This is a genomic window from Promicromonospora sukumoe (assembly GCF_014137995.1).
In the GTDB taxonomy this organism is placed as follows: Bacteria; Actinomycetota; Actinomycetes; order Actinomycetales; family Cellulomonadaceae; genus Promicromonospora; species Promicromonospora sukumoe.
Window position 1 is genome coordinate 730486 of sequence record NZ_JACGWV010000001.1, and the last position, 16966, is coordinate 747451.

A 16966-nucleotide genomic window follows, 5' to 3' on the forward strand; every position below is an offset into this window, starting at 1 on the left:
GCAGGATCACGCCGACCGGACCCACGCCGTCGTCGCGCCCGGCAGCAGCCCGCCGTCCAGCGGCTCGCTCGTGACCAGCACCTCGCCGTCGGGCAGCGCCGTCGGCTCGGTGCCGAAGTTGGTCACCACGTGCCAGCCGCCCGGCCGCACGAAGTGCACGACGTCGTCGGGCGCCTCCACCCACTGGAGAGTCTCGTCCGTCTGCAGCTCGTGCCGCAGCGCCAGCGCGGCCCGGTACAGCTCCAGCGTCGAGCCGGCCACGCCGTCCTGCGCCTCGACCGACAGGTCGGCGTAGCCCGCGGGCTGCGGCAGGTGCGCGTTCCCGGTACCGAAGCCGAACGACGCGCCCCCGCGCGTCCACGGCAGCGGCACGCGGCAGCCGTCCCGCCCCGGGTCGACGCCCGGGTTACGGAAGAACGCCGGGTCCTGGTGCTGGTCGGCCGGGATGTCGGCGACCTCGGGCAGGCCCAGTTCCTCACCCTGGTACAGGTACGCGCTGCCCGGCAGGCCCAGCATGAGCAGCGTCGCGGCGCGCGCCCGGCGCAGGCCCAGGTCGACGTCGGCCACGGGCTCGGTGCCGCCCGACAGCAGCCAGTCCCGGCCCTGCTTGCCCGGCCTGCCGTTGCGCGCCGGCAGCGCGTAGCGGGTCGCGTGCCGCACGACGTCGTGGTTGGAGAACACCCACGTCGTCGACGAGCCGGACGCCGCGGACAACGCCAGGTTGTCGGCGATGATCTTCGTGAACTGGGCGGCGTCGAAGTCGGCCTCCAGCAGGTCGAAGTTGAACGCCTGGCCCAGCCCGTCGGCGCTCGCGTACCGGGGCCGCCGGGGCGTGTCGACCCAGGCCTCGGCCACGGCGATGCGCGGCGGGGAGTACTCGTCGAAGACCGTGCGCCAGCCGGCGTAGATCTCGTGCACCTCGTCGCGGTCCCACAGGGGGTGCGCGCCGGGCTCGGTGATCGCGTCGAGCTCGGCCTGCGTGGGCAGCACCTCGGCGAGGTCCTTGGTCAGGCCGTGCGCCACGTCGATGCGGAAACCGTCGACGCCGCGGTCCGACCAGAACCGCAGGGTCTGGTGGAAGTCCTCGCGGACCTCCGGGTTGTCCCAGTTGAAGTCCGGCTGCTCCTTGGCGAACAGGTGCAGGTACCACTGGCCGTCGGGCACGCGCGTCCACGACGGGCCGCCGAAGATGCTGGTCCAGTCGGCGGGCGGCTGCGAGCCGTCCTCGCCCAGGCCGTCGCGGAAGATGTACCGCGCACGCTCCGGGCTGCCGGGCGCCGCGGCCAGGGCCTGCTGGAACCAGACGTGCAGGTCGGAGGAGTGGTTCGGCACGATGTCGACGATCACGCGGATGCCCGCGCCGTGCAGGGCCTCGACCATCTGGTCGAACTCGTCCAGCGTGCCGATCTTCGGGTCGACGTCGCGGTAGTCGGCCACGTCGTACCCGCCGTCGGCCAGGGCGGAGGGGTAGAAGGGGCTGAGCCAGACGGCGTCGACCCCGAGCTGCTGCAGGTACGGCACGCGCGAGATGATGCCGCGCAGGTCGCCGATGCCGTCACCGTTCGCGTCGGCGAAGCTGCGCGGGTAGATCTGGTAGACGCTCGCCTGCCGCCACCACGTGGGGTCGTCGACGAGGAGCTGCTGCTCGCTGAGGGTGCTGGTCACGGTGCTTGATCCTTTGCTATCGGTTTTCGGTTCGGGGTAGGGGGCGGAGGTCACTTGATCGAGCCCTGGGTGACACCGGCGATGACCCAGCGCTGCGTGAACACGTAGGCGATGATCGCGGGCGCCATGGCCATGAGGTAGGACGCGAACGAGACGTTGTAGTTGCTGGCGAACTGGGTCTGGAAGATCTTCTGCACCACGGGCACGGTCTGCAGGGACGGGTCGGCGATGATCAGCGACGGCATCATGAAGTCGTTCCACGATCCCAGGAACGCGAAGATTGCGACGGTCGCGCTCATCGGGGCCAGCAGCGGGAACACGAGGCGCCAGAACGTCTGCATGGTGGTGGCGCCGTCGAGCCGGGCGCTCTCCTCCAGCTCCGCGGGCACGGACCGCAGGAAGGCCGTGAACAGGAGCGTGTTGAAGGACAGCCCGAACGCGATGTGCAGGGCGACGACGCCGACCGGGTTGTCGAGGCCGAGGTTGCCGGTGAGCTGCACCTGCGGCAGCGCCACGACGGGGAACGGCACGAACAGCGCCGCCAGCACGTAGTAGAACGACAGCCGGACCCAGCGCCGGTCCCAGTTCCGGGCCAGCGCGAAGGCGAAGAGGCTGGAGAGCAGCACGCTGCCCGCCACGGCGAGCACCGTGATGAACACGGAGACGGCCAGCGCCCGGGGGAAGTTGGTCAGGGTCCACGCCTCGGCGAAGTTGTCCCAGCTCAGCGGCCACGGCAGCGAGAATGCGTTGCCGTCCACGGCCTGCTGGTTCGTCTTCAGGGCCATGGTCACGGTCACGTACAGGGGCACGACGACGGACAGTGCGGCGAGCCCGAGCAGGATCGTCGCCGTCCAGTTGGTGCGCTCCTGGCCGACCTTGGCGCGGGCGCTCATGCCTTCTCTCCTCGCTGCGTGAACCGGAGCTGGACCAGGGTGATCAGCACGACGATCAGGAAGAAGATCGCCGCGTTCGCCATCTGGAAGGCGTAGTCGCCGCCCGAGAAGCCGGTGAAGATGGTCATCGCGATGCTCCGGGTGCTGGTGCCGGGGCCGCCGTCGGTCAGGCCGACGATGATCTCGTAGGCGTTCAGGAAGTTCTTGACGCCGAGGATCATGTTGATCGCGACGTAGCCGGCCACGAGCGGCAGCGTGATGTGCGTGAGGCGCTTGAAGGCCGTGGCGCCGTCGATGTCGGCGGCCTCGTAGACCTCGCGGGGCACCGTGACCAGGCCCGCGATGTAGATGAGCAGGGTGCCGGGGATGGCGCTCCACGTCGTCACGATGACGATGGCGACCCAGGCGAGGTCGGGGTTGACCAGCACGCTCGTCGACAGCCAGGGGATGCCGAGCGCCGTCCCGACGGCGGGCAGCGAGTTCGAGAACATGAAGTTGAACACGTAGGCGATCACGATGCCGGAGATCACCATGGGCAGCACGAAGACCGCGCGCAGCGCCGTGAGCGCCCGGATGCGCGCCGTCAGGCCGAGCGCCAGCAGGAACGCCAGGACGTTCACGGCGAGCACGGTGACGATCGCGAAGCCGAACGTGAAGGCGTAGCTCTGCAGGATGGCGGGGTCCTGGAAGATCGCGATGTAGTTGTTCAGCCCGATGAACTCCCAGGTGCCGAACCCGATCGAGTTCGTGAAGCTCATGAAGAGCCCCATGACCGTGGGCAGCGTGATGGCCAGGGTGAACAGGGCGAGGGTCGGGATGATGATCCAGAGGTACACGGGATCCATCCGGCGGCGGGTGACCGCTGTGGTCGTCGTCATGGTCCTGCCTCTCAAGCGCGGAACGCGAGTCGCGCCCAGTCGGCGTCCACGCCCGCGAGCGTCGAACGGAGGTCGGCGCCCAGCACCATCGACTGGACGTGGTTGGCCAGTGGGATCGCCAGCGGCACGAGCTGCGACGGGCCGAGGTAGAACCGGCCGTCGTCGTAGAACTCCTGCATGTCCTGGATGCGCTCGTCGGTGGCGGGGGCGGCGTCCGTCGTCGTGCCGAAGCCGAGGAACTGGCTGTTGAAGTCGTCCATCTGCTCGGCGCGCATGAGGTAGGCGACGAGTCGCGGGCCGCCTCCTGGTTGCGCGACCCCTCGGGGATCCACAGCGCCAGGTCGAGGTTGACCCGCACCTTGCGGTCGTCCGGGTTCTCCGTCATCGGCAGGGGGAACGTGCCCAGGCTCAGGTCCGGGTCGGTCTTGGCGAGCTCGCCGAAGACCCACGGCCCCTGGAGGTAGATGGCCGCCTCGCCGCGCGCGAACGCCAGGTTGCCGTCGCCGTAGGCGCGGCTGTTCGCGTCGCCCTGGTGGAAGGGCACGAGCTCGCGCATTCGCTCCATCGCCGGGAGGAAGTCGCGCTGGAACGAGCGCGGGGAGTCCGGCCCGACGGCGGTGCCGAGCTCCGTCATCTCCGCGAAGAAGGCCGGGACGTCGAGCAGCCCGCCGAGCGTGTAGTCGAACATGCCCTGCGCGAGGGTCCAGGAGTCCTTGAACGTGCCGTACATCGGCGCGACGCCGGCCGCCTGGAAGGTCTCGCACACGGCGAGGAACTCGCTCCACGTGGTCGGCACCGGCACGTCGTGCTCGGCGAAGAGCGCCTTGTTGTAGATGACCGACTCGGCGGCCACCGAGAACGGGAGCACGCTCGTGCGGCCGGGGAACGTCGCGTACTGGTCGGCGAGCTGCTGCACCTCGGGGCGGATGCGCCCGGCCTCCGGCATGTCGGAGAGGTCGCTGAGCGCGCCGCGCTCCATGAAGCGCGCCATCTCCATGTTGTAGTTCAGGCAGCCGATGTCGGGCGGGCTGCCGCGCAGGAACGCTGCCTGCAGGTTGGTCGCGGTGTCGAGCACGACCCGCACCCCGGACTGCTCCTGGTTGTACCGCGCGACCAGCTCCCGGAAGTACGGGATCGACTCGGGCTTGGAGCTGTGGAACCGCACCACGGTGCGGCTGTCGCCTGCGCAGCCGGCCAGCCCGAGGCCGACGGCGCCCGCCGCCGCGGCGGTCAGTGCGCCGGTCAGGAAGGAGCGCCGCGACAGGTTCGGCGGCATGGACAATGGGGCTCTGGACACGTCGTTGTCTCCCGGATGGTGTCTTCCACCTGCTGCTCGGCGCGGCTGCTCCAGCCCGTACCGAGTTCATGCAAGCATTAGATTTAATGCCTGGATTAAGCATCCAGGGTCGAGCCGGAAAGGTCAAGCGTGAGCACCGCACCCCAGAACGCGTCGTCGTCCGGACTGCTGAGGCGCATCAACACCGTGCGCGTGCTCGAGTTCGCCTGGGCCCAGGACGTCTTCACCGCGACCGAGGCGATGGACGCGACCGGCCTGACCCGGTCCACCGTGATCAGCCGCTGCGCCGAGCTGATCGAGCTCGGCTGGATGCGTGAGGTCGAGCGGGCGCCCGCGCCGGCGGGGAAGGGGCGGCCCGCCCGGCTCTACCAGCTCCGCGCCGACGCCGGGTACGTCGTGGGCGTCGACGCCGGACAGCACCGCGTGCTCGCCACCGTCGCCGACCTGCGGGGCACCGAGGTGGGCCGCCAGGAGCATCCGATCGACCTGGAGCACGACAACGCGGCCGACCGGCTCGCCGTCACCGACACCGCGATCGAGGAGGCGCTCGCCGCTGCCGGGGTCGACGCGGGGCGGGTGTTGGCGATCGCCGTCGGGGTGCCGGCGCAGACCGACGTGGACGGCGACTCGCCGCCGGGGCAGAACGAGTTCTGGGCCCGGATGAACCCCGGCTTCGCCGCGCACTTCCGGGAGCGCGGCTGGCACACGACCGTCGAGAACGACGCCAACCTCGCCGCGCACGCCGAGCGTGCCCTCGGCGCCGGGCGCGACGCCCGCTCCTTCGCGGCGCTGCTGTCCGGCGAGCGGTTCGGCGCCGGCATCGTCGTCGACGGCGCCCTCGTGCGCGGCAGCTACGGCGGTGCCGGCGAGATGCGGCTGCTCGACTACGTCGTCGGCGTCGGCAGCCCGCACGGCATCGGCTTCCTCGCGCGCGCCTGGGGCCGCGAGGCGCACGACTCCGGCGCCCTGCCCGCCGACAGCGCCCTGCGAACCCTCGCCGTCGGGGCGATCGACGCGCCCGCGGTCTTCGCGGCCGCCGCGGACGGCGACGTCGGCGCCATCGCCGTCGTCGACCGCCTGGCCGACCGCCTCGCCCGGGTGTGCGCCGTCATCGACGGGATGCTCGACGTGGACCGGATCGTGGTCGCGGGCGGGGTCGCTCCGGTGGTGGGCGACCTGCTGCGGCGGACCGCCTTGGTGCTGGAGGGGATGGTGCACCCGCCGGCGCCGGAGCTCGTGGCGTCGTCGTTCGGGGCGGACGCGGTGATCGTCGGGGCGTCGACGCTGGCGCTGGAGCACGTGCGGACGAACGCGCTGGACTACGCGCTGGGGAGTGGCGGGTCGTAGGGGGTGGTGTGCGGGCGTAGGGGAGCGGCGGTCGCGGTCAGCCGCGCCCTGGACCCTTGCCGCTGCCGTTGCTGTGGCCCGGCCCCTTGCCCTTGCCCTTGCCGTGACCCTTGTCGTGGCCGTTGCCTCGACCGTGGTCGCTGCCGGAGCCCGAGCCCTTGCCCGGGCCATGGTCCTGATCGCGGCTCTTGCCGCCGTCGTGGCCCTTGCCGGGGCTCTTGCCCTTGTCGTGCCCGTTGCCGTGACCTTGACCGTTGCCCCCGCCGGGGCCCTTGCCCTTGTTGTGCCCGTCGCCGTGGCCGCGACCGTTGTCCCCGCCCTTGCCCTTCTCGTGCCCGCTGCCGCGGTCGTGGCCGTGCCCCGGTCCCTGACCGTGCCCCGGCCCACTGCCATGACCGGGTCCGCTGCCGTGCCCTGGCCCCTTGCCGTGTCCCGGACCCTTGTCCTTCCCTGGGCCCTTGCCGTGCTCGTTGCCCGGGTTGCCGGGCGGGCCACCCACGGGATCACGGTCGGGAGGCCGGTGTGCCGGCGGCTTGCCGGGCTTCGGCTTGGGTTTGCCCGACGACGGCGCCTCAGGCTCGGCCTTGCCGGGCTTGCCCGACGACGGGGTCGTTCGGGTCGGCGTCGGGCGATCCTCGGCCCCGGGTCCGGACCCGCGAACGACGACCGCGACCGGCACCACGGTCGTGGGCGTCTCCTGCGCGGCGGCCGGCTGCGGCGCGGAGTCCTTGGCCGTGCCGGTCTCGCTCCTCGGCGCCTGGTCCTCGGCGGGCGCACTCGGCCGGCGCGGGGGATCGGCGGCTGCGGTTGTGTCGGACGTCGGGACCGGTTCGAGGGGTGGTTCCGTTGTGCTGCCGACGTGGGGCGGTGCGCCGTCGGCCCGGATGGAGGGGCTGACGGGCTGGAAGGCGACCAGCGCCATCGCGCCCGCGCCGAGAGCGAGCGCGGCCGCGACGGCCGCCGCCACGGCGACGTGCTTGGTGCCGAAGGACCGGGTCCGGGTGCCGCTCGCGGACCCGTGGGTGCCCGCCGTCGTGCCGCCGCCTGTCGCGCCCGGCGTTCCCATGCCCACCGACGCGCCGCCTGCAGCACCTGCGGCACCTCCCGCACCCGCCGTCCCGGCCGCCACAGTGCCCAGCGTGCCCGTGGCCACGGCGCCGGCGACGAGGTGTTGTCCCAGGTCGCGGAGCATCCAGGAGACCTCGCGGACGTCGATGAACGCGCGGGTGCACTCGGTGCAGCCGTCCATGTGGACCTCCAGGCGCCGCTGCCTGCGCGGCAGGAGGCGGCCCTTGAGGTAGTCGTGCATGGCGGCGCGGGTCGCACGGCACTCGGGCTCGTTGACGACCTGGGCGTGGGCGGCGGCGAACGCCCCGGCGAGGCGTTCCTCGGCCCGGCGCAGCCGCATCGTGACCGCATGGGGGCGTACGCGAAGTCTGCCCGCGATGTCGGCGACGGCCATGTCGTGGACGTGGCGGTCCAGGAGGATCTTGCGGTCGTCGTCGGCCAGGTCTGACAGCGCCGAGCGGAGCATGGTGACGTCGGCCGCACGGTCGACGCCCAGGTCGGCGCCGGCGACCAGGGGTGTCAGCGCCGCGAGGGTGTCGTCCTCGACGGGCCGGGCTCGGCCGGCCTCGCGCGTCATGGAGACGGCCTCGTTGACCGCTGCGCGTCGCCAGTACGCTGCCGGCTCCCGGATCGTCCCGCCGGCGGAGATGATGCGGACCATCTTCTCCAGCGCCCGGCTGGTGGCCTCCTCGGCGTCGACACCGGGCACGCGGGCCGCGACGGAGCGCACGACGTTGGGGCGGTGCACCACCCAGTCGTCGACCGGCACGCCGTCGCTGCTCATGCTGAACCGCCCCCTCTCCGCGCAGAACTGTCCCCACTCGGGCAGTGCCTGGGTGCGCAGCTCGGGGATCGCTGCACCGCACGGGAAACGGGCTGGATGCGTTGATTGGCTGACACGCGTTTGATGTCTGAAATGGCACGTGAAAGGCGATGTTCCGCCCGATCCCGTCCACTCAGCATACGTACCGCGACACCGGTTCTGCCCGCTGCAGCGGATGAATTCCTTCCCACGTGCGACGACGCGCCGGGCCGCCGTCCCGGGCGTGTCGGCCGAGGCCGGATCGCGGCGCTGCTGGCGGCATGAAATCCGCCGGCCGCATGCGCCGTAATGGACAACCCCGACTTCTCGGTGAGGTGATTTCAGGGACCTCCCGGGCTCGTCCCTGGAACTGCCGCAGAACCCTTGGCCGGCCCCGCGCGCTGTGAAAAGACTCTGACATGAGAACAACGAAGTACCTGGTCAGATCTGCTTTTACCGCGACGGCGCTGGTGGCGTGCGCGGCACTGGTCGCACCCGGCGCGGTGGCGGCTCCCGCACCGACGTCGGGCACGACGACGTCGGGCATCGCGGCGTCGGCCCTGGCGCCGACGTCGGGCACGGCGACGTCGGGCCTCGACGAACCGACCCTCGCCCTGCCCGAGCCGACGGGCCGCTACCCCGTCGGTGTGACACCGCTCCACCTCGTGGACGAGGACCGCGCGGACCCGTGGGTGCCCGCCGAGCGTCGCGAGCTCATGGTGTCGCTCTGGTACCCGGCGGTGCCGCGCGGGGAGATCGCGCCGTACACGAACGAGGCGGTGTCGGCGGCGATCATCGGGAGCGCGGGCCTCCCGTTCTCGCCGGGCATCCTCACGACCGTCGAGACGCACGCCCACGACCGGGCTCCCGCGCTTCCGGGCCGTCGGCCGCTCGTCGTGCTCTCGCCGGGCGCGAGCCTGAGCCGGGAGTCGCTCACCGCCCTCGCCGAGGACCTGGCCTCCCGCGGGTACGTCGTGGCCGGCATCGACCACACCTACGAGGCGCGTGCCGTCGAGTTCCCGGACGGCCGCGTCGCCGGGTGCCTGCTCTGCGAGCGGGAGAACACCGCGGAGCTCGGCGCCCAGGTCGCGCGGGGGCGTAGTGCCGACATCAGCTTCGTGCTCGACGAGCTCACCCGCGGGCGGCTCTGGCGGCACGCGCCGACGATCGACGCGCGGCACATCGCCGTCGTCGGGCACTCGCTCGGTGGTGCGGCCGCCGCCGTCTCGATCACGGACGATCCCCGCGTGGACGCGGGCGTCAACATGGACGGCACGTTCCAGGTGGACTTCCCCGAGGCCGGCGTGGACCGGCCGTTCTTGATGCTGGGCAGCGCCTCGCACCAGCCCGGGGCCAGTGATGGGACCGACTGGCCGGACAACTTCGCACGGCTGGGCGCGGCGAGCCGGTGGCTCCAGGTCCCGACGGCGAACCACGGCTCGTTCACCGACCAGCTCGTCTTCCTCGACCAGCTCGGGGTGCCGCTGCCCGGCGGACCGAGCACCGTCGGCGGCGAGCGCGGCGTCGAGATCACGACCGCCTACGTCGGCGCGTTCCTGGACCGGCACCTGCGCGGCCGGGCGGCGCCGCTCCTGGACGCGCCGTCGGCGGCGTACCCGGAGGTCGAGTTCCAGGGCTGAGTCCCGGACGCTGCGAGGGCCTGGTCTCCGGAGGTCAGCGCGGTGTCGTCGGATGGTGCGCTTCTACCCAGCGATTGCGCCCGGAAACAGCTCGGTTCCGGGCCCAATGACTGGGTAGAAGCGCACCTCGGCGGGAGCCGGGGTGGCGGCGGGAGAGCGGCGGGGGAGCAGGGCGGAAAGGGGTGGGCCGCGTGGGGGTCCGTGTCTAGGATCTGCGCATGTCGAACTCCGTGCCCGCCCCGATCCACCCCGCCGTCGAGAAGGTCACCGCGGCTCTCGCGGAGGCCGGCGCCTCGGGCCAGGTCCGCTGGCTGGACGACGCCGCGACGACCGCGGCTCTCGCCGCCGAGTTCCTCGGGATCGGCGTGGGCCAGATCGCCAACTCCCTGGTGTTCCTGTTCGACGGGACACCGACCCTCGTGCTGACCTCGGGCGCCCACCGCGTGGACACCGACTGGCTGGGGGAGCAGGTGGGCGCGACCGTCACGCGGGCGTCGAAGGAGCAGGTCCGGGAGGCGACGGGCCAGGTCATCGGCGGTGTCGCACCCGTCGGTCACCCGGCCGCGGTGCCGACCTACATCGACACGGTGCTCGGCGTCTACGACGAGGTCTGGGCTGCCGCGGGCCACGCCAAGACCGTCTTCCCGACGACGTTCGACGAGCTGGTCCGCATCACGGGCGGCACCCCGACGCCGGTCAACCCGGAGGGCTGACTTCGGGGTCCGGCGCCGCCGGTCAGCCCGCGAGCGCGCCCTGGCCCGCGACCAGCGACACCGCGCCCAGGACCAGGAAGACCGGGGCCGCGAGGATGCCGCACCAGAAGCTCGGCGCCGCGACCTGGCGAGGCAGGAACAGGCTGACGACGCCCGCCGCGGTGATGAGCACGGCCGCGAGCATCATGACCGGCTGCTGGAACACCAGGGCCAGCGGCGCGAAGTGGGTGCCGACGACGATCAGCACGGTCGGCGGCAGCAGGTGCTGGCGGCCGCTGCGCGCGTAGAAGATCGCCAGTCCGGCGATCACGGCGACCTCGAGCCAGAACACCACGATGTAGGCGATCAGCGCGGGGCTTCCGGAGACCATCGCCGTCGGGCTGCCCCAGTTGCGGATCAGGGGCGGGAGGCCGAGGCCCAGCAGTGCGAGGCCGCCGGCGCTCAGCACGCCGAGGACGACCCGCCAGACGACCCCGGCGGGCGGCCGCTCCTGCGCCCAGCCCGCCCACATGAAGGTGACCAGGCCGAACAGCACAGCGGTGAACACCAGGTCACGCGCGAACTCGACGTTCAGCATCTTCGGACCACCTCCGGGGCAAACCGTACTGAAGTCGGCACCTGTTGTGTGCTCAAGTGGCTGACGGAGATTCAGCAGGCTCCAGGCGACCGTCGGAGCACGAGTGACGGTCGTCGGGAGCCTGCTGAATCTCAGTCAGCCCAGCCCCAGCCCAGCCCCAGCACCCAGCGTCAGCGCAGGCCCTTGACCGTGACCCGGATGGAGAGCAGCAGGTTGGTCGCCGTCACGAACAGCCTGTTGCGCTTCGGGCCGCCGAACGTCAGGTTCGAGCAGACCTCGGGCAGCAGCAGCTTGCCGAGCAGGGTGCCGTCCGGGTCGATGCAGTGCAGGCCGTCGTGGGCTGCCGCCCAGATACGCCCGCCGTCGTCGACCCGGACGCCGTCGAAGGCGCCCGTGTCGCAGGTCGCGAGCACCTCGCCGCCGGAGAGGGTCAGGTCGGGGCCGACGTCGAAGCGCCGCAGGTGCTTGCGTTCGCTGTCCGCGACGTAGAGGGTGCGCTCGTCGGCGGAGAAGGCGAGGCCGTTGGGGCCGGCGAAGTCGTCGGTGACACGGGTGACCGAGCCGTCCGGGTCGCGGCGGTAGACGTGGCAGCCGTCGATCTCCGGCGTGGCCGCGAAGCCCTCGTAGTCGCTCTGGATGCCGTAGGTCGGGTCGGTGAACCACACGCTGCCGCCGCTGTGCTCCACCAAGTCGTTCGGGCTGTTCAGGCGCTTGCCCTGCCAGCGGTCGGCCAGCGTGGTGACGGTGCCGTCGGGCTCGGTGCGCGTCACCGAGCGGCTGCCGTGCTCGCACTGGAGCATGCGGCCCGCGCGGTCCACGGTCCGGCCGTTGGCGTAGCCGCCCGGGCTGCGCCAGACGCCGACGGCGCCCGTGGCCTCGTCCCACGCGAGGACCCGGTCGTTCGGGATGTCGCTGAACAGCACGGTGCGCCAGGCCGGCGAGTACGCCGGACCCTCCAGCCAGCTCCCCTCGTCGAAGAGCACCTCGGCGAACGTGTCACCCCGCACCGGCGCGAACCGCTCGTCGTGGCGTTCCCACCGGGCGCGAATCCTGTTCAGGCTCACGTGTGTACTCCTTTGTCCGGTTGCTCACCCGCGGCGGGCGGGCGGTGACGTGCATGAGATCCGGGGGTGGCCGGGTCAGCTTCATTTCGATCGGGCTGGGCCCGAAGATTTCATCCTGGCCGGACAGTCCGGCACAGGTGGAGATTGCGGGTGCCAGGCGATCGAAATTCGGCCCACCCGGCCACCCGTCGAACAGTGGTGTCCGCCCCGGCGAGGCTCGCACGACGTCGTCCAGCCACGACGCCGCGTCGGCCCGACGCCGGACCTCAGCCGGCCCCGAGCACCCCGTCCACCGTCGTGACCTCGATCAGCGGCGCGTACAGCCGCATGATGTCCAGCGCGCGCTCGTGGTTCTCCGGCGTCGAGCCCGCGCAGGCATCGTCGACGACGAGGACGCGGCGGCCGGCGTCGGCTGCGGCGAGCGCCGTCGAGATGACGCAGCAGTCGGTGGCGACGCCCGCGAGCACCAGGGTGCCGGCGTCGCGGGTGGCGGCCGCCAGCTCGGGGCCCCACTTGCCGAACGTGGTGCGTGTGACGACGGGCTCGCCGTCGGCGGCGACGTCGGCGAGGTCGGTGATCTCGTACAGCGGGTCGTCCTCGGGGACGAGCGCGAACGGCCACTGGTCGAAGTAGGCGCGCCAGGCGCCGTCGGGCACGGTGGGGGCGACGTACCTGGTCAGGACGGTGCGGTCCGCGAAGGCGGGGAGCAGGCGCCGCGTCCCGGCGAGCGCGCGCGGGTAGTCGGGCGAGGCCCAGGGGCTGGGCGGGACGGCGAACACGTCCTGCATGTCGATCACGACGAGCGCGGCATCCGGCCCGACGCCCTCCGCACCGGGAGCCCCGACGCCGTCCGCACCCGCGCTCATCGCTCCTCCTGGCGCCGCACCGCGCGGGCGCTCAGCAGGAGCGTCCCGACGAAGCCGAGGGCCAGGGCGACCAGCACACCGAGGTTCGCGAACGCCCAGTTCCCGTCGACCCCGCCGAGAGGGCCGAGCAGGTAGCCCTGCCACTGGAGCCAGGGCGCGTAGGTGTTGGTCACCAGGCCCCAGCCGATGCCGGTGCCGGCGACCACGAGCAGCACGGCGGCCCAGTTCACGGACCCGTACCGGCCGGCGGGGTCGTACAGGTCGGCGTCGGCGTAGTCGCGGCGGCGCAGCAGGATGTCGGCGAGCAGCACGCCGCACCAGGCGGCGACAGGGACGCCGAGCGTGATGAGGAAGCCCTGGAAGGGGCCGATGAAGGAGTCGGCGAAGAACACGACGTAGACCGCGCCGACGACCATCAGCGCGCCGTCGATGGCGGCGGCGACCCAGCGCGGCGCGGGCAGGCCCAGGGAGAGCAGTGCGAGCCCGGAGGAATAGATGTCGAGGGCGGCTCCGCCGATCAGCCCGGCCAGCGCCACGACGACGAACGGGATGAGGAACCACGTGGGCAGGATCGTCGACAGGGCGCCGATCGGGTCGGCGCCGATCGCCTCGTTGAGCACCGGGTCCGAGCCCGCGAGCAGGAGGCCGAAGACGAGCAGCACGACGGGGGCCAGCGAGGCACCCAGGGTGGTCCACCCGACGATGCCGCGCCCGGAGGCGGAGCGCGGCAGGTAGCGGGAGTAGTCGGCGGCCATGTTGACCCAGCCGAGCCCGAAGCCGGTCATCATGAACACGAGCCCGCCGATCACCTGCGGGCTGCCGCCGGCGGGGATGGCGGCGACCGTGGCCCAGTCGATGTGGTCGAGCACCAGGACGATGTAGACGACGGTGAGCACGGCGGTCAGCACGGTGATGACCACCTGCAGCCGCATCACGAGGTCGAACCCGAAGATGCCGGCGACGACCACGATGCCCGCCACGACCACGAGGGCCACGACCTTGGTGACGGTGCCGCCGCCCCAGCCGAGCGTCCCGAGCACGGTCGACGTCGCGAGCGTGGCGAGCGCGACCAGCACGGTCTCCCAGCCGACGGTGAGCACCCAGGACAGCAGGGACGGGAGCTTGTTGCCCCGCACGCCGAACGCCGCCCGGGAGAGCACCATGGTGGGCGCCGACCCGCGCTTGCCGGCCAGCGAGATGAACCCGCAGAACAGGAACGACACCACGATGCCGATGGTGCCGACGATGACGGCCTGCCAGAACGAGACGGCGAACCCGAGCAGGTACGAGCCGTACCCGAGGCCGAGCACCGACACGTTGGCCCCGAACCAGGGCCAGAACAGGTTGCGTGGCGAACCGCGCCGTTCGGCCTCGTCGATGGTGTTCAGGGCATTGGTCTCGACGCTCGTGGGCGCGCTGCTCATGGTGGCGATCCTGCCACGACGCACGAAGGGCCCGCACCGTGCTGGTGCGGGCCCTTCGAGCCGTGCGGGGCGGGCGTCGGCTCCGGGGAAGCCGGAACGCCCGGGGGTCAGCTGATCCGGAGGTAGACCGGGCTGTCCTGCCAGATCTTGGACTCGCGGACGGTCTGGCCGGGGACCGGGGCCTCGATCTGCATGCCGTTGCCGGTGTAGATGGAGACGTGGCCCGGGGACCAGATGATGTCGCCCGGCAGCGCCTCGGCCGCGGAGACCTGCGTGCCGGAGTTGCGCTGCGCCGCCGAGGAGTGCGGCAGCGTGATACCGATCTGGGCGTAGACGTAGGACGTGAAGCCCGAGCAGTCGAACCCGGCGGGGGTCGAGCCGCCCCAGACGTACGGGACGCCCAGGTACTGCATCGCGATGTCGACGATCTGCGACCCGGAGGAGGACGCCGGAGCGGCGGCGGCCTTCTGCACGGGCTCCTCGGCGACGGCGGCGGTCTCGGTGACCTCGGCCTGGACGGGCTCGGCCTCGACGACGGGCTCCGGCTCGGGCTCGGGCTCCGGCTCGGGGGCCGGCGTGACCTTGATGGTGCCGGTCTCCAGCGTGAACTCGCTGTCCGCGGCGACCTTCACGGCCGGGGCGGTGTTCACCTTGGCGGTGACCAGCGCGGCGGTGCTCACGTCGGCGGTGGTCGACTTCGCGGCGGCGTCGCGGACGACGTCGCGCACGGCCTCGAGCTCGGCGGTGTTCGTGCCGGGGTCGCTCGCGGGGGCGGCGTTGGCCGGGACCCCGAGCAGCGAGACGAGCAGTCCCGATCCTGCGGCGACGACCGCGCCACGGCGGGCGGTCGCGGAGAGGCCGCGGGCTGCGGCGCGTGAGAACGGCGTCAGCGGGGTGATGGGCGGGTGGGCAGCACGATGGCGCCCGGGCGTGCGTGTAGTCACAGCATTTCTCCCGGCGCCTACGAGGTGAGCTGTCGGATTCGGATCGGAGAATGACCCGGCCGCGTCGTGCTGGTGCGGCTTCACCCCAAGGGCACCGTCGGTGCCCACGTACTTGGTTCCCCCGTCCCTGTCATCTGTTCAGACAACTCGTGGCGGTGACAGGGCTCGGCGTCCACCACGAGTGCTCACGGAATGCCCGGGAGCGGGACCGACCGTAGCCCGCCTCGGCGCGAAAGTCACGATCGCGTTACGGGCGCAACCGACCGCCTCGGGCCTATTGACCGGAATGTCCGACCTGCACTAAAGGGTGGGCGCCGTCCCGGATCTGCGGACGGCGCCCACCGGGCCGAAGGTCCCGACTAGGACATCCGTCCAGGTCGCACATTGTGGTTCCGCGCGAAGAGGTTGCTCGGGTCGTACCGCCGCTTGACCGCCGCGAGCCGCTCGTAGGTCGGCTCCGGGTACACGGTTGTGACGTCGGTCTCATCGGCCGTCGAGAGGAAGTTCGCGTACGCACCGTGGAGGTGCGGAGCGAGCCTGTCCCACAGCGCGTCCAGCGCCGGCCGGGCGGCCTCGATCGCGGGCGCCGGGCCCCCGGTGAAGGTCGTGACCATGAGCTCTGCCTGCCGGTGCGCGTACGCCGTGGCGTCGCCCGGCACCCGCGACATGGCGCCGCCGAGGCTGCGGACCGCGATCGACGGCGAGCCCGGCGTCGTGCCGGCCTCCGCGAGGATCGCCAGGGTCTCCGCGACCGACTCCCGGTCCACCAGGCCGTCGTGCGCGAGCACGTGGACACCGGGCGGCGGCGTCGCGCCCTCCACCAGGACGTCCGCGTACGCCGTCAGCGCGACGTCGTCCGCGACGACCGTCCCGAGCGCGCGGATCGGGGCGAGCGCCCGGTCCGCGGCGTCCGCGTCGTCGCCGTCGAACGCCACGTGGATCTCCACCGGGGCCTCCGGGCCGCCCGCGAACGGGTTGGCGAGGTTCGCGATCGAGGTCAGCTCCTCCGGCGCCGTGCGCAGGTAGTCCGCCCAGCCCTGGAGCACGACGGCGGCCTCTGCCGCCGGGAACGAGACCTTGCCGAAGAAGACCCGCGTCGTCGGGTGCGCCACGAACTCGAACGAGGTCACCACGCCGAAGTTGCCGCCACCGCCGCGGATCGCCCAGAACAGGTCCGGGTGCTCGTCGGCGCTCGCGGTGACGACGGCGCCGTCGGCCGTGACGAGCTGCGCGGCGACGAGGCTGTCCAGGGCCAGGCCGTAGCGGCGGACCTTCCAGCCCATGCCGCCGCTCAGCGTCAGCCCGCCGACGCCGACGCTCTTCGTGTCGCCCGAGGAGATCGCGAGGCCGTGCGGGGCCAGCGCGTCGGCGACCGGTCCCCAGGTGGCGCCGCCGCCGATCCGCACGAGGCGCGCTCCGCCGTCGACCGGAGCTGAGCCGCCGGCCGGCGTTCCACCGTCGACCCCCGCTGCGCCCTCGACCACCTCCACGCCGGCGAGCGCGCCGAGGTCGATGACGATGCCGCCGTCGTTGGTGCCGAAGCCGGCGAAGCCGTGCCCGCCGCCGCGGACGGACAGGGCGAGCCCGGAGCCGGAGGCGAACCGGACGGCCGCCTGCACGTCGGCCACGGTCTTGGGCCGCAGGACGTACGCCGGGCTGCCGGCGACGAGCCGCGACCGGGCGGCCGCCTCGTAGCCGGCGTCGCCCGGTTCGATGAGGTCGCCGCCGAAGTCGCGGCGCAGGGTGTCGAGTGCTGAGGTCACGAGAATTCCTTCCAGGGCTGGTGTG

The 16966-nt window shown here is 72.3% G+C and carries 14 protein-coding genes, 1 pseudogene and 1 riboswitch; of the genes and pseudogenes, 3 read left to right on the forward strand and 12 right to left on the reverse strand.

The annotated features are described in order from the left end of the window. Window positions 1–6: 6 nt before the first annotated feature. The 5 genes and pseudogenes from FHX71_RS03275 to FHX71_RS03290 form a co-directional block, all read right to left on the reverse strand. Window positions 7–1665, reverse strand: coding sequence for a glycoside hydrolase family 13 protein (locus FHX71_RS03275; protein ID WP_182614402.1), 1659 nt, complete (start codon window positions 1663–1665; stop codon window positions 7–9). 50 nt (window positions 1666–1715) lie between these two features. After that, on the reverse strand, window positions 1716–2558 hold the full coding sequence (locus FHX71_RS03280) for a carbohydrate ABC transporter permease (protein WP_182614403.1): 843 nt from the start codon (window positions 2556–2558) through the stop codon (window positions 1716–1718). After that, window positions 2555–3436: a carbohydrate ABC transporter permease gene (locus FHX71_RS03285; RefSeq protein ID WP_182614404.1), complete on the reverse strand. Its 882-nt coding sequence runs from the start codon at window positions 3434–3436 to the stop codon at window positions 2555–2557. The genes FHX71_RS03280 and FHX71_RS03285 overlap by 4 nt, the downstream gene beginning before the upstream one ends. A gap of 11 nt (window positions 3437–3447) precedes the next feature. Then, entirely contained in the window at window positions 3448–3768 is a 321-nt protein-coding gene (locus FHX71_RS29925; RefSeq protein ID WP_312876907.1) for a hypothetical protein, read from the reverse strand. A 20-nt stretch (window positions 3769–3788) separates the two neighbouring features. Continuing rightward, a pseudogene (locus FHX71_RS03290) lies at window positions 3789–4712 on the reverse strand (ABC transporter substrate-binding protein); the annotation flags it as partial. A 150-nt stretch (window positions 4713–4862) separates the two neighbouring features. Here FHX71_RS03290 and FHX71_RS03295 point away from each other — a divergent pair. Further along, the gene (locus FHX71_RS03295; protein ID WP_182614405.1) at window positions 4863–6080 is read left to right on the forward strand and encodes an ROK family transcriptional regulator; all 1218 of its coding nucleotides are present in this window, start codon (window positions 4863–4865) and stop codon (window positions 6078–6080) included. A gap of 37 nt (window positions 6081–6117) precedes the next feature. Here the strand turns inward: FHX71_RS03295 and FHX71_RS03300 are convergent, their stop codons facing one another. Beyond that, entirely contained in the window at window positions 6118–7932 is a 1815-nt protein-coding gene (locus FHX71_RS03300; protein WP_182614406.1) for a zf-HC2 domain-containing protein, read from the reverse strand. A gap of 437 nt (window positions 7933–8369) precedes the next feature. On the opposite strand from FHX71_RS03300, the gene FHX71_RS03305 reads away from it, so the two are divergent. Both FHX71_RS03305 and FHX71_RS03310 read left to right on the forward strand, forming a co-directional pair. Then, window positions 8370–9590, forward strand: a complete 1221-nt coding sequence (locus FHX71_RS03305; protein ID WP_182614407.1) for an alpha/beta hydrolase family protein — start codon at window positions 8370–8372, stop codon at window positions 9588–9590. Window positions 9591–9808: 218 nt separating this feature from the next. After that, complete coding sequence (locus tag FHX71_RS03310) at window positions 9809–10303, forward strand: YbaK/EbsC family protein (RefSeq protein WP_182614408.1); 495 nt, start codon at window positions 9809–9811, stop codon at window positions 10301–10303. Window positions 10304–10325: 22 nt separating this feature from the next. On the opposite strand, the gene FHX71_RS03315 is transcribed toward FHX71_RS03310, so the two are convergent. The 6 genes from FHX71_RS03315 to FHX71_RS03340 all read right to left on the reverse strand — a co-directional run bounded on the left by FHX71_RS03315 (window position 10326) and on the right by FHX71_RS03340 (window position 16941). Further along, window positions 10326–10880, reverse strand: coding sequence for a hypothetical protein (locus tag FHX71_RS03315; RefSeq protein ID WP_182614409.1), 555 nt, complete (start codon window positions 10878–10880; stop codon window positions 10326–10328). A gap of 170 nt (window positions 10881–11050) precedes the next feature. Next, window positions 11051–11944 (reverse strand): SMP-30/gluconolactonase/LRE family protein, encoded by an 894-nt coding sequence (locus tag FHX71_RS03320; RefSeq protein ID WP_312876908.1) that lies wholly within the window; start codon window positions 11942–11944, stop codon window positions 11051–11053. A gap of 266 nt (window positions 11945–12210) precedes the next feature. Further along, a complete protein-coding gene (locus tag FHX71_RS03325; RefSeq protein ID WP_182614410.1) occupies window positions 12211–12810 on the reverse strand; it encodes a cysteine hydrolase family protein in 600 nt (199 codons plus the stop codon). Beyond that, window positions 12807–14234, reverse strand: a complete 1428-nt coding sequence (locus FHX71_RS03330; protein WP_182614411.1) for a purine-cytosine permease family protein — start codon at window positions 14232–14234, stop codon at window positions 12807–12809. Before FHX71_RS03330 ends, FHX71_RS03325 begins: the two co-directional genes overlap by 4 nt. Window positions 14235–14341: 107 nt before the next feature. Beyond that, complete coding sequence (locus FHX71_RS03335) at window positions 14342–15178, reverse strand: C40 family peptidase (RefSeq protein WP_182614412.1); 837 nt, start codon at window positions 15176–15178, stop codon at window positions 14342–14344. Beyond that, a riboswitch (cyclic di-AMP (ydaO/yuaA leader) is annotated at window positions 15179–15333 on the reverse strand. It abuts the gene before it with no gap. Between the two features lie 204 nt (window positions 15334–15537). Then, window positions 15538–16941, reverse strand: coding sequence for an FAD-binding oxidoreductase (locus tag FHX71_RS03340; RefSeq protein WP_182614413.1), 1404 nt, complete (start codon window positions 16939–16941; stop codon window positions 15538–15540). Between the last annotated feature and the right edge of the window lie 25 nt (window positions 16942–16966).

Excerpts from the sequence above, each read along its gene's own strand:
- FHX71_RS03285 (WP_182614404.1), bottom strand. The coding sequence starts at position 3,436 with ATGACGACGACCACAGCGGTCACCCGCCGCCGGATGGATCCCGTGTAC.
- FHX71_RS03330 (WP_182614411.1), bottom strand. The coding sequence starts at position 14,234 with ATGAGCAGCGCGCCCACGAGCGTCGAGACCAATGCCCTGAACACCATC.
- FHX71_RS03280 (WP_182614403.1), bottom strand. The coding sequence starts at position 2,558 with ATGAGCGCCCGCGCCAAGGTCGGCCAGGAGCGCACCAACTGGACGGCG.
- FHX71_RS03310 (WP_182614408.1), top strand. The coding sequence starts at position 9,809 with ATGTCGAACTCCGTGCCCGCCCCGATCCACCCCGCCGTCGAGAAGGTC.
- FHX71_RS03325 (WP_182614410.1), bottom strand. The coding sequence starts at position 12,810 with ATGAGCGCGGGTGCGGACGGCGTCGGGGCTCCCGGTGCGGAGGGCGTC.
- FHX71_RS03300 (WP_182614406.1), bottom strand. The coding sequence starts at position 7,932 with ATGAGCAGCGACGGCGTGCCGGTCGACGACTGGGTGGTGCACCGCCCC.
- FHX71_RS03305 (WP_182614407.1), top strand. The coding sequence starts at position 8,370 with ATGAGAACAACGAAGTACCTGGTCAGATCTGCTTTTACCGCGACGGCG.
- FHX71_RS03315 (WP_182614409.1), bottom strand. The coding sequence starts at position 10,880 with ATGCTGAACGTCGAGTTCGCGCGTGACCTGGTGTTCACCGCTGTGCTG.